This is a genomic window from Aeromonas sp. TS_SC_11 (genome assembly GCF_057318915.1).
On the sequence record NZ_CM170470.1, the window covers coordinates 1329407 to 1341348 of the forward strand.

General features: G+C 56.5%; 11 protein-coding genes. 8 read left to right on the forward strand and 3 right to left on the reverse strand.

Going from position 1 to position 11942, the window contains the following annotated elements:
* The first annotated feature begins 42 nt into the window (after window positions 1–42).
* The 3 genes from mglA to AC1P02_RS06265 are packed head-to-tail and all read left to right on the forward strand — an operon-like array spanning window position 43 to window position 4375.
* Complete coding sequence (mglA, locus tag AC1P02_RS06255) at window positions 43–1563, forward strand: galactose/methyl galactoside ABC transporter ATP-binding protein MglA (protein WP_021141103.1); 1521 nt, start codon at window positions 43–45, stop codon at window positions 1561–1563.
* Between the two features lie 16 nt (window positions 1564–1579).
* The gene (gene mglC / locus AC1P02_RS06260; RefSeq protein ID WP_017412477.1) at window positions 1580–2590 is read left to right on the forward strand and encodes a galactose/methyl galactoside ABC transporter permease MglC; all 1011 of its coding nucleotides are present in this window, start codon (window positions 1580–1582) and stop codon (window positions 2588–2590) included.
* 51 nt (window positions 2591–2641) lie between these two features.
* A complete protein-coding gene (locus AC1P02_RS06265) occupies window positions 2642–4375 on the forward strand; it encodes a methyl-accepting chemotaxis protein (protein ID WP_485184586.1) in 1734 nt (577 codons plus the stop codon).
* A 602-nt stretch (window positions 4376–4977) separates the two neighbouring features.
* On the opposite strand, the gene AC1P02_RS06270 is transcribed toward AC1P02_RS06265, so the two are convergent.
* From AC1P02_RS06270 to AC1P02_RS06280, 3 genes are all read right to left on the reverse strand, one after another.
* Entirely contained in the window at window positions 4978–5346 is a 369-nt protein-coding gene (locus AC1P02_RS06270) for a CopG family transcriptional regulator (protein WP_096118916.1), read from the reverse strand.
* 1 nt (window position 5347) lies between these two features.
* Window positions 5348–5995 carry a nucleotide-binding protein gene (locus AC1P02_RS06275; protein WP_058395114.1) on the reverse strand — a complete coding sequence of 216 codons (648 nt, stop codon included), beginning with the start codon at window positions 5993–5995 and terminating at the stop codon, window positions 5348–5350.
* Window positions 5996–6094: 99 nt separating this feature from the next.
* Window positions 6095–6271: a hypothetical protein gene (locus AC1P02_RS06280; protein ID WP_485184589.1), complete on the reverse strand. Its 177-nt coding sequence runs from the start codon at window positions 6269–6271 to the stop codon at window positions 6095–6097.
* A gap of 215 nt (window positions 6272–6486) precedes the next feature.
* On the opposite strand from AC1P02_RS06280, the gene AC1P02_RS06285 reads away from it, so the two are divergent.
* The 5 genes from AC1P02_RS06285 (at window position 6487) to AC1P02_RS06305 (ending at window position 11864) form a co-directional block, all read left to right on the forward strand.
* On the forward strand, window positions 6487–6708 hold the full coding sequence (locus AC1P02_RS06285) for a hypothetical protein (RefSeq protein ID WP_485184591.1): 222 nt from the start codon (window positions 6487–6489) through the stop codon (window positions 6706–6708).
* Window positions 6709–7018: 310 nt separating this feature from the next.
* Entirely contained in the window at window positions 7019–8239 is a 1221-nt protein-coding gene (gene arcA, locus AC1P02_RS06290) for an arginine deiminase (RefSeq protein ID WP_058395113.1), read from the forward strand.
* Between the two features lie 62 nt (window positions 8240–8301).
* Window positions 8302–9228, forward strand: coding sequence for a carbamate kinase (gene arcC / locus AC1P02_RS06295; protein ID WP_005318428.1), 927 nt, complete (start codon window positions 8302–8304; stop codon window positions 9226–9228).
* A 102-nt stretch (window positions 9229–9330) separates the two neighbouring features.
* A complete protein-coding gene (argF, locus tag AC1P02_RS06300; protein WP_429179664.1) occupies window positions 9331–10335 on the forward strand; it encodes an ornithine carbamoyltransferase in 1005 nt (334 codons plus the stop codon).
* Between the two features lie 122 nt (window positions 10336–10457).
* The gene (locus AC1P02_RS06305; RefSeq protein ID WP_005318432.1) at window positions 10458–11864 is read left to right on the forward strand and encodes a YfcC family protein; all 1407 of its coding nucleotides are present in this window, start codon (window positions 10458–10460) and stop codon (window positions 11862–11864) included.
* Window positions 11865–11942 lie beyond the last annotated feature (78 nt).

The window sequence follows — 11942 nt, forward strand, 5'->3', positions numbered from 1 at the left end:
AGGGCAAGGGAGATCCCCTTGCCCTTTTTTCAACCAGATGTGATGGCTGATATGACAACACAGCAACAATCAGAATGGCTGTTGGAGATGATTGACGTCAGTAAAAGCTTTCCCGGCGTCAAGGCACTCGATAATGTCAATTTACGGGTCCGTCCTCATTCTGTGCATGCGTTGATGGGCGAGAACGGGGCGGGGAAATCCACGCTGCTCAAGTGCCTGTTCGGCATCTATGAAAAGGATCAGGGCAAGATTTTCTTCAAGGGGCAGGAGGTCAATTTCACCTCCTCCAAAGAGGCGCTGGAAAATGGCGTCTCCATGGTGCATCAGGAGCTCAACCTGGTATTGCAGCGCACCGTGATGGACAACATGTGGCTAGGTCGCTATCCCACCAAGGGCTGGTTTGTCGACCACGGCAAGATGTATGACGATACCAAGCGCATCTTTGACGAGCTGGATATCGATATCGATCCCAAGGTCAAGGTGGGCACGCTCTCCGTGTCCCAGATGCAGATGATCGAGATCGCCAAGGCATTCTCCTATGACGCCAAGATCGTCATCATGGACGAGCCGACCTCCTCCCTGACCGAGAAAGAGGTAAACCACCTCTTCAAGATCATCAACAAGCTGAAAGAGAAGGGCTGCGGCATCGTCTATATCTCCCACAAGATGGAAGAGATCTTCCAGCTGTGTGACGAGATCACCATATTGCGGGATGGCCAGTGGGTGGCAACCCAGCCACTCAAGGGCATGACCATGGATCAGATCATCGGCATGATGGTCGGTCGCGAGCTGACCCAGCGCTTCCCGGAAAAAACCAACCAGCCGAAAGAGGTGATCCTCGAGGTCGAACATCTGACGGCCAAAAACCAGCCCTCCATCCAGGACGTGACCTTCAACCTGCACAAGGGGGAGATCCTCGGCATCGCCGGGCTGGTGGGGGCCAAGCGCACCGACATAGTAGAAACCCTGTTCGGTATTCGCGATCACAGTGCGGGTGCCATCAAGCTGCACGGCAAGGTGGTGGCGAATCATACGGCGCACGAGGCCATCTTGAACGGTTTCGCCCTGGTGACGGAAGAGCGCCGCTCCACCGGCATCTATTCGCGCCTCGATATCGCCTTCAACTCCCTGATCGCCAATATGGACAGCTACAAGGGCTCCATGGGACTGCTCAGCAACAACAAGATGAAGAGCGACACCCAGTGGGTCATCGACGCCATGCGGGTCAAGACGCCGACCCAGCAGACGCAGATCGGCTCCCTCTCCGGTGGCAACCAGCAGAAGGTCATTATCGGCCGCTGGCTGCTGACCCAGCCGGAGATCCTGATGCTGGATGAACCGACCCGCGGCATCGACGTGGGGGCCAAGTTCGAGATCTACCAGCTCATCCTGGAGCTGGCGAAGAAGGACAAGGGCATCATCATCATCTCGTCTGAAATGCCCGAGCTGCTCGGGATCACGGATCGCATCATGGTGATGAGCAATGGCCGGGTCGCCGGGATCGTCAACACCAAAGAAACTGACCAGAGCGAGATATTGCGCCTGGCATCTCTGTACCTCTAGAGACAGGAAGACATTTATGGAGTCGGCTAAAAATTTCAATCTGATGCAGGCGCTCAAGGAAAACGCCATCTACTTGGTGTTGCTGGTGCTGCTCATGGTCATAGTGATCCAGGAGCCCTCCTTCCTGAGCCTCACCAACTTCAGCAATATCCTTACCCAGTCCTCGGTGCGGGTCATCATAGCGCTGGGGGTGGCGGGCATCATCATCACCCAGGGGACGGATCTCTCGGCCGGTCGTCAGGTCGGTCTGGCGGCGCTGATTGCGGCGACCATGTTGCAGGCGCTGACCAACGTCAACAAGGTGTTTCCCAGCCTGGGGGAAGTGCCCATCCCTGTGGTGATCCTGCTGGTGTGTGCCGTGGGTGCGTTGATCGGGCTGGTTAACGGTCTGATCGTGGCCTATCTGAACGTAACCCCGTTCATTACCACCCTGGGCACCATGATCATCGTCTACGGCATCAACTCTCTCTACTTTGACTCCGTGGGTGCCTCGCCGGTGGCCGGTTTTGACCCCCGCTTCTCGAGTTTCGCGCAGGGCTTTATCCGGATAGGAGGGTTCAAGCTTTCGTATCTCACCTTCTATGCGGCCATCGCCAGCGTCTTTGTCTGGGTGCTGTGGAACAAGACCCGTTTTGGCAAAAACATCTTCGCCATCGGCGGCAACCCCGAGGCCGCCAAGGTTTCCGGCGTCAATGTGGCGGTCAACCTGGTGATGATCTATGCCCTGGCCGGTGTCTTCTACGCCTTCGGCGGCATGCTGGAAGCGGGCCGTGTAGGCAGTGCCACCAACAACCTCGGCTTCATGTACGAGCTGGATGCCATCGCAGCCTGCGTGGTGGGTGGTGTCTCCTTTGCCGGTGGTGTGGGGACGGTTGCCGGTGTGATCACTGGGGTGCTCATCTTCACCCTGATCAACTACGGCCTGACCTATATTGGAGTCAGCCCTTACTGGCAGTTCATCATCAAGGGCGGCATCATCATACTGGCGGTGGCTCTGGACTCCATGAAGTACGCCAAGAAGAAATAACAATTGGCAGGGAGGGTTGGCAATGCCGGCCCTCCCTTCTGGAGGGAACCCATGCCATTCAAGGTCAAGATTTACCTCTTGCTGCTATTGGCCATTCTGGTCACCATCGGCACCGCCTGGTTCAGTGTGAATCACTTCATCAGTGGTTACATTCGAACCCAGTCCACCCAGAACATCAACGAACAGATAGTGCTCGTCAAAGAGAAGCTGGCGGGGGATATCAATCAGAAGATCCTGCTGGCGGCCAACCTCAACTTCGGCGTGACCAACGTCAAGAAGACCCTGCAAGAGACCGGATTTCACAACATCGTCAAGGTGATCGGCGACATGGCGTTCGACGTGGGCGGTGTCATCAACGATGCGGCCAAGGTGGATGCCCTGCGCAAGCTGATCCCCGAAGCCAACAACCAGATCACCATCAGCCCGTTACAACAGGTGGATGGCAAGCCGGTCATTACCATACTGGTGCCGCGTGGTGCCGATTCTGCCTACCTTTATTACCTCGACATGAGCGAGTTCAAGCATCTGCTGGAGAAAGTGAGCGGGGAAGGGCGCTACTTCTCCCTTGCTGACGGTCAGGGCAATGTGCTCTACAGCAGCAAGCCGCAGGGAGAGAGCGAGTCTCGCCCCAATCAGCTGGATATTCGTGGCAGCAGCTGGACCCTGACCGGTTATGTCGATCTCGACTATATCCGCGCCATGACCCAGGCACTCAACGGCAAGATTGTCATGGCCCTGCTGGCGGTGGCTGTACTGGTGCTGGTGCTGGCCATGCTGGCGCTCAACGTGGCCTATCGTCCCATTCTCTCGTTGCGGGATCTGGTGCTGGAGCTCTCTCGCGGCAGCGGCGACCTGACCCGCCGACTGGCGGTGACGAGCAAGGATGACCTGGGCCAGATCTCGGCTGGCATCAACCGTTTCATCGAGCGTCTGCAGGAGATGATGAGAGAGGTGCAGGGGGCGAGTGGCCAGCTCAATACCGGCATCGAAGGATTGGCCAACCAGACCGGTGCCGCTCAATCCTTGCTGGCGGATCATGTGCGCGAGACCGAACAGGTGGTGACGGCCATCAATGAGATGAGTCGCACTGCGGTTTCCGTCTCGGAGAGTGCCGCCAGCACGGCCCAGCTCACCGGCCAGAGCCAGCAGCTGGCGGATCAATCCCGTCAGGTAGTCGATCAGGCCATGGCCAGCGTGATGGCGCTGGTGGACGAGGTGGCGGCGACGGCGCGATCCATCGAAGCCATGCAGCAGGATGTGCAGCAGATTGGTTCAGTGCTTGGGGTAATTGGCAGCATTGCCGAGCAAACCAACCTGTTGGCACTCAACGCTGCCATAGAGGCGGCTCGCGCCGGTGAACAGGGACGGGGTTTTGCGGTGGTGGCGGACGAGGTGCGCTCGCTGGCTGCCCGCACCCAGAAGAGCACGGCCGAAATCCAGACCATGCTGGCCAGCTTGCAGCGGGGCACTCAGACTGTGGTGGATGCCATGAGCAACACCAAGCAGAGTTGTCAGGGAGCTGCCGAGAACACCACCAAGGTAAACGAGTCGCTGGACTTGATGGCGGGTGAAGTGGTGGAGATCAACGATCTCATCAGCCACATTGCCACGGCTGCCGAGCAGCAGAGCGCGGTAGCGGAAGAGATCAATCGCAACATGAGTGCCATCGCAGAGGTGATCCGTCAGCTGACCAGCAACGGGGAAGAGACGGTGGCAAGCTCGGCGTCGATGCAGAAGACTTATGATCGGCTGAGAGAAATCGTGGGGCACTTCCGACTGGCGTAATAGCGCTATGGTGTGGCCGAGGTAAAAAAAGGCCAAAAAGATGGGGGCGACTTGCGTCGCCCCCGATAGTCTTATCGCTCATATCCTTGAACGAAGTTGCTCCCTGCAATCCCTGACTATACCTCTTCCTTTAGGTTTCCCCTTCCCAATCCTTTGGGGTGTCCTTTAGCCATCATAGCCTGACGAGTCATCCGTTCCCGTCGCACTTTCTCCGTCCCGGGAGGTGTCCTTTACCACATCCTGTGGTGAGTCCATTTGCCCAACCCTGGCAGCCAGTCTTCCTGACCGACTTCATTGCGTCCGTGCAGGAGTAACTATAAGGATTTCAGGAGGGACGACAACGGCAGTGTGAAAAACGTTTTTACCGATCTGGTTACGAAGGAAACCTTTATGGTTTTTTTGTTTTTAAAATCATTGCGTTAATAATTTTTTGTTCAGGTTTTTCGATCCTGTCTTCCGACTATCGCGGGGTCTTTTCAGGCGCCTGGCTTACGCAGTCAATGGCGAATGTCTCACACTCCATTTAACTCGGGTTCAGGAAGTGGAGAGGGAGTAACTACAGGGGAGCAGGGGGATGAGAATGGCTGTCAATACGGTGAGATTCAGTTGTGCTCTTGCAGCCGCTCATAGATGGTTTGGCGCTCTTCCTGGCTAAGAGAGGAGAAGTAGTGGGTGAACAGGCGCAATAGCAGGGATTTGTTCATGCCGTCCTGCTGGGTCAGGTTGCCCAGCTCGTCGATGGCCGCCGTACTCAGGGAGAAAGTTGCCTTTTTATAGCTGGGTTTCAGGTGTTCGCCACGCTCGATAAAGGCGAGCGCCGTCAGGGCTTCATCCCGATGCAGGCTCAGCTCAAGACTGACTACTTTGGGTTTGCCCTTGGCGTAGAAATCCGCATCCTCGATAAACTCGTCGATGGTGAATTTCTTCTGATGATGCAGATTGTGCTTCTTCTTCAGGTCGGCAAGGCCCATTTCACACCTCCAGCTCCAAAAACTCTTTGGCGATGGTCCGGATCTCTTCGGCCGACTTGCCATCTGGCTCGATCTCCATGACGGAGAGCCCCTTCTCTTCGCTGTCGTCATAGACGTTGCGGCTGTAGGTGATGGCGTTCAGTACATCGACCCCGAACGAGGAGCAGACCTCCTTGGCCTCCAGAATGCGTTTTACCTGGTTGGGCAGAGCAGGGCACTGGGTCAGTACAACGGCAGCCTTGAGGGTGGGATTGACCATCTTGCAGGTGGTGATGAGATCTTCCATGTGCGGCAACGTTTTGAGGTCGCGGCGCTTGGGTCTAAGCGGGATCAGGGCATGGGTGGCCACCGCCATGGTGGAGCGCAGAGCCCGGTTATCCTGACCACCGCAGTCGACGATGACGTAGTCGTAGCGGTTCTTCAGGCTGAGCAGGTCGTTGCGAATGTTGCCGTAGAGCTGCACGCAGTTGATCTGGGGGAGATCCGGGTTGTCGTTGCGCTCTTGGATCCAGTCGGAGGTGGTGCGCTGGGGGTCACAATCGACCAATAACACTTCGCCATGAAACCGGGTTCTGAGGTCGACTGCCAGATTCTGAGCCAGGCAACTCTTGCCGCTCCCACCCTTCTCACCACCGACCAGCAGGATCATGACAGTCCCCTATCCCTATGAAAAATAGCTGCCTTGAGTATAGGAGGGGGTTGATGCATGACAAGCCAGGAGGAGCCGGGCTCCTCCTGGCTTTCACACTCAGTAGTGCTGACGACCTCCGTACCACTGACACACATACTCGGGGACCAGCATCTGGGGGGCCTTGTCCACGTGGCAGACCACCATGGGGATGGCAGGGGCGCCTTGCGCGCTGACCAGGGGCGGTGTTGCGGGCAGAACCAGGGCGGCAAGCAGAAACAGGGACTTGATCTTCATGACTATCTCCTTGGTGACAGAACAGGGCGTGATCCGGATCACTTTCTGAGTTAAGTCGAGTCGGCCTGTGACGCAAGGTTGCGAAATAAATTCAACTAATGAAAAAAGTTTGAAAAGAGGGTGTGGCAGGGGCGGTGAAAAATGCATGACCAAGATGCTGGTTTTGTGCATATCCATATAAAAGGTATGTCACTGACAGCTTGCGGCACAGGCCTGTGCTGGCGGGTCTGGCACAATGCCATGATCTGGGACAAGAAGAGGATTATTCAGCGGGCGATCCGGTTATGACTATTTATCTTGGTATCCCTCCTTTTAAAATCAGTGAAGAATTCATTTTTTTGAATATTAAATTCAATAGATTAAGGATTTCTCTTTATGTGTATGAAAAACAAGTTTTTTTGTTTTGGTTTGTTTTGCGCCGTCGAGATTTTAAATGAATGAAATAAGCTGAAATATGAAATTAAAGTGTAGGAAATTGCTTATTCAAGCGGTTCTGTTGAATGGGAGATTGTCAGTTCTGTTATGCTCGTCAAAGAATAAACTGTGGTTTTATTCAGTTCTGGCTGAATGTGATCAATGTCCAAGTTTGGCGTGATTTGCAGGTCTAACCTCGGTCTCGAAAGGCAAGGGCAGGATAGAACACAAGCTGAGTACCCTACATAAAGAATATCCCGCCTTAGCCACGAGCATGAATAGAAGGAATCTATTCAATCACTCGCAGGGACCACTGCTAGACGGAATATAATCATGAGCAAATTTTATGTAGGTTCTGAAGTTGGCCAATTGCGCCGCGTCATGCTGCACCGCCCCAACCTCAGTCTGAAGCGTCTGACCCCCTCCAACTGCCAGGATCTGCTGTTCGACGATGTCCTGTCCGTTGAGCGTGCCGGTCAGGAGCACGACAAATTCGCTCAGGTACTGCGCGATCAGAATGTCGAAGTTTTCCTGCTGACCAACCTGTTGGCTGAAACCCTGGATGTACCGGAAGCCAAAACCTGGCTGTTGCAACATCAGGTCTCCGATTATCGTCTCGGCTCTTCTCTTGCCAATGACGTGCGTTGCTTCCTGGCGGACATGCCGCACCGTGAGCTGGCCCGCATCCTCTCCGGCGGCCTGACCTACTCAGAGATGCCTTACAGTGGCGTCAACATGGTCGTCGGCATGCACGCTCCGACCGATTTCATCATTGAGCCTCTGCCGAACCATCTCTTTACCCGTGACACCTCCTGCTGGGTTTACGGTGGCGTCTCCATCAACCCCATGGCCAAGGCCGCCCGTCGCCGTGAAACCAACCATGTGAAGGCCATCTACCGCTGGCACCCGCAGTTTGCCGGTCAGGACTTCATCAAGTACTTCGGTGATGAGGATCATGACTATGACAACTCCACCATCGAAGGGGGAGATGTGCTGGTGATCGGTCGTGGCTCCGTGCTCATCGGCATGTCCGAGCGCACCACGCCGCAAGGGGTCGAGCACCTGGCTCGCAGCCTGTTCAAACACGGTCAGGCCAAACAGGTCATCGCCATGCAACTGCCGAAACACCGCAGCTGCATGCACCTGGATACCGTCATGACCCACATGGATATAGATACCTTCTCCGTCTATCCGGAAGTCATCCGCAAGGACGTGAACTGCTGGAGCCTGACTCCGGGCGGTGCCACCGGCATGAACATCAAGGAAGAGGGTTACTTTGTTTCCGCCATTGAAAAAGCGCTGGGCGTGGATCAGCTCAAGCTCATCACCACGGGTGGTGACAGCTTCGAAGCCGAACGCGAACAGTGGAACGATGCCAACAACGTGCTGACAGTGCGTCCTGGCGTGGTGGTGGGGTATGAGCGCAACACCTACACCAACGAGAAATATGACAAGGCCGGCATCACTGTTCTCTCCATTCCGGGTGAAGAACTGGGTCGTGGCCGCGGCGGCGCCCGCTGCATGAGCTGCCCGATGGAACGTGACGGCATCTGACAAGACGGCGTGGCGCCAGCAGAGGCTGGCGCCACACATACCAAGACTCGAGATCAACACTCATGAAAAAACCAACTGTCGTCGTCGCCCTGGGTGGCAATGCCCTGCTCCGTCGTGGCGAGCCCCTTGAAGCGGATATTCAGCGCAAAAATATCGCCACCGCTGCCAAGACCATCGCCCTGATAGCTCAGGAGTACAACGTGGTACTGGTGCACGGCAACGGCCCGCAAGTCGGCCTGCTTGCCCTGCAAAACAGCGCCTATACCAAGGTCTCTCCCTATCCCCTGGATGTGCTGGGCGCCGAGTCCCAGGGCATGATCGGCTACATGCTGATCCAGGAGCTCAAAAACCTGATGCCGAGCCGCAACGTGACCGCGCTGCTGACTCAGGTGCAGGTTGACCCCAAGGATCCGGCATTTGCCAATCCGACCAAGTTTATCGGCCCCGTCTATGAGGAAGCGGAAGCCCGCGCCCTGGCTGAAGAGAAGCGCTGGGTCGTCAAGGCTGACGGCAAGTTCTTCCGCCGCGTGGTGCCGTCACCGCTGCCCCAGCGCATCGTCGAAGGCGATGCCATCGAAACCCTGATTGCACAAGGACACCTCATCATCTGTACCGGTGGTGGTGGTATTCCCGTGACCTGGGATGGCAAGTGCCTGACCGGTATCGAAGCCGTCATCGACAAGGACATGTCTGCCGCCTACCTGGCCAAGCAGATCAAGGCCGACGCCCTGCTGATCCTGACCGATGCCGATGCCGTCTACCTGGATTGGGGCAAGCCGACCCAGCATCCGCTGCGAGTCACCAGCCCGGATGAACTGGCTGGCGTCAAGTTCGATGCCGGTTCCATGGGGCCCAAGGTTGAGGCGTCCTGTGAATTTGTCAAAGCGACTGGCGGCATGGTCGGGATCGGCTCGCTGGAAGATGGCCTGGCCATCCTCAAGGGAGAGGCCGGTACCAATATCATCGCCACTCGCACCGTGGGTGTGTAGCCAATAGCGCACCCGAATGTGACTCGAACAAATTTGAACTGTGAATGCGTAGCCAACACTACTGCCTATTTGGTCTGAACAAATATAGAGAGAGAACTCATCATGGCTTTTAATCTGCGTAACCGTAACTTCCTGAAACTGCTGGACTTCACCCCGCGCGAAATCCAATACATGATCGATCTGGCCATCGACCTGAAAAAAGCCAAATACGGTGGCTACGAGCGCAAGCATCTGGTCGGCAAGAACATCGCCCTGATCTTCGAGAAGACTTCCACCCGCACCCGCTGTGCGTTTGAAGTGGCGGCCTTCGACCAGGGCGCGCAAGTCTCCTACCTCGGCCCAAGCGGTTCCCAAATCGGTCACAAGGAGTCCATGAAGGACACCGCCCGTGTACTGGGGCGCATGTATGACGGCATCGAATATCGTGGCTACGGCCAGGAGATCGTGGAAGAGCTGGGCGCTTATGCCGGTGTCCCGGTCTGGAACGGCCTGACCAACGAATTCCACCCGACCCAGATCCTGGCCGACTTCATGACCATGCTGGAGCACGGCAAGGGCAAACGTCTGGATCAAATCAAGTTCGCCTACCTAGGTGATGCCCGCAACAACATGGGCAACTCCTTGATGGTCGGTGCCGCCAAGATGGGCATGGATATTCGCCTGGTTGCCCCCAAAGCCTTCTGGCCGGAAGAGGATCTGGTTGCCAAGTGCCGCATGATCGCCGAAGAAACCGGCGCTCGCATCACCCTGACCGAAGATGTGAAAGAGGGTGTGCTGGGCACCGATTTCCTCTACACCGACGTTTGGGTATCCATGGGTGAAGCAAAAGAAGCCTGGGATCAAAGGGTGAAACTGATGACTCCGTATCAGGTCAACATGGACGTCATCAACGCCACCAAGAACCCGGATGTGAAGTTCATGCACTGCCTGCCGGCGTTCCACAACGATGAGACCACCATGGGCAAGGAAGTGGCTGACAAATATGGAATGAAAGGTCTGGAAGTGACCGAGGACGTGTTCGAATCAGAGCACAGTATCGTGTTTGACGAGGCCGAAAACCGGATGCACACCATCAAGGCAGTGATGGTTGCTACGCTGGGCGACTAAGGTCGCAGTAGTGGTGCCGGGGGGTAACCCCCGGCTTTTCGACCATGTGACGGCGGCATAATACCTCTAACCCTACAACCCGCAGCTTGCATGGATACCACACCACAGAAGGAAGCTGGACCATGACCAAATTCAAGTTCCCGTCAGCCTACACGATACTGTTTGTGCTGATCGCCTTGGTGGCCGCCCTGAGCTGGGTAGTGCCAGCCGGCAAATACGACATGATCATGAACGACGCCCTCGGCAAGGAAGTGCCGGTGGCCGGAACCTACAAGCTGGTAGAGGGGAATCCCCAGGGGATAGTCGACGTGCTGCTGGCACCCATCGATGGTCTCTACAACCACGACACTTATGAGGCAGGCGCCATTGACGTATCCCTCTTCATCCTGATCATCGGTGGTTTTCTTGGCATTGTGACCAAGACGGGTGCCATCGATGCCGGTATCGAACGGGTCACCGATCGGCTGCGTGGCCGTGAAGAGTGGATGATCCCGATCCTGATGGCGCTGTTCGCCGCAGGGGGCACCATCTACGGCATGGCCGAAGAGTCGCTGCCCTTCTACACCTTGCTGGTGCCCGTGATGATGGCCGCCCGCTTCGACCCGGTAGTAGCCGCAGCGACCGTATTGCTGGGTGCCGGTATCGGTACTCTGGGTTCTACCATCAACCCGTTCGCCACCGTCATTGCCGCCAACGCGGCGGGCATCTCCTTCACCGACGGCATCTGGCTGCGCGTCGCCATGCTGGTGGCCGGCTGGTTGCTGTGCGTGGCTTATGTGATGCGTTACGCCAAGATGGTGCGCAACGACCCCAGCAAATCCCTGGTGGCTGACAAGTGGGAAGAGAACCGTGCCCATTTCCTTGGCAACAAGAGCGACCAGATGCTGGAGTTCACTCTGACTCGCAAGATAGTGCTGGGTATCTTCGTCGCCGCCTTCGCCGTGATGATTTACGGTGTGGCCGTGCTCGGCTGGTGGATGGCGCAGATCTCCGGCGTTTTCCTGGCCGCCGCCATCATAGTCGGTGTCATCTCCCGCATGAGCGAAGAGGAGCTGACCACCAACTTCATCGACGGTGCCCGCGACTTGCTCGGTGTGGCCCTGATCATAGGTATCGCTCGCGGTATCGTGGTGGTGATGGACAACGGTATGATCACTCACACCATTTTGCACAGCGCAGAAGGGATAGTGACCGGTCTCTCCACAGTGGTGTTCATCAACGTCATGTTCGTGCTGGAAGTGGTGCTCTCCTTCCTGGTGCCGTCCTCCTCCGGTCTGGCCGTGCTGACCATGCCTATCATGGCGCCGCTGGCCGACTTCGCCAACGTGGGTCGCGAGCTGGTGGTGACCGCTTATCAGTCTGCCTCCGGTCTGGTGAACCTGGTGACCCCGACCTCCGCCGTCGTCATGGGCGGTCTTGCCATCGCCAAGGTGCCTTATGTGCGCTGGCTGAAGTGGGTGGCTCCGCTGCTCGGTATCCTGACAGTGCTGATCGTGGTTTGCCTGAGCCTGGGCGCAGTGCTCTCATGACATCGATGACATGCAATATGAAGCGGGAGCCTGTGGCTCCCGTTTTTTATGGCTGGATAACGTGGCTGGCCATTTGCT